Annotated in this window: 2 protein-coding genes; both read left to right on the top strand. The window is 63.8% G+C overall.

What is annotated here, in order from left to right; translation table 11 throughout:
- Positions 1-8 precede the first annotated feature (8 nt).
- The gene (rpmD, locus tag HKX41_12235; GenBank protein ID NNC24904.1) at positions 9-170 is read left to right on the top strand and encodes a 50S ribosomal protein L30; all 162 of its coding nucleotides are present in this window, start codon (positions 9-11) and stop codon (positions 168-170) included.
- Positions 171-176: 6 nt separating this feature from the next.
- On the top strand, positions 177-257 hold an 81-nt coding region (gene rplO, locus HKX41_12230; protein NNC24903.1), incomplete at its 3' end, for a 50S ribosomal protein L15.

The following is a 257-nucleotide window of genomic DNA, read 5'->3' as shown; positions in this document are numbered from 1 at the left end:
CCGTCAAGGTGCGTCTGGTCAAGGGTCTGCGTGGCACCCAGTCGCGTCACCGCCTGTCGGTGCGCGCGCTGGGCCTGAACAAGCTCAACGATGTGCGTGAACTCAAGGACAGCCCGCAGGTTCGCGGTCTGATCAACAAGGTTCACTACCTCGTCCAGGTCGAGGAGTAATCCATCATGCGTCTCAACACTCTCAAGCCCGCCGACGGCGCCCGTCAGGAACGTACCCGCGTCGGTCGCGGCATCGGTTCCGGCCTG

This window comes from Salifodinibacter halophilus (assembly GCA_012999515.1).
Taxonomy (GTDB): domain Bacteria; phylum Pseudomonadota; class Gammaproteobacteria; order Nevskiales; family Salinisphaeraceae; genus Salifodinibacter; species Salifodinibacter halophilus.
This window is presented reverse-complemented; position numbering and strand designations above follow the sequence as displayed.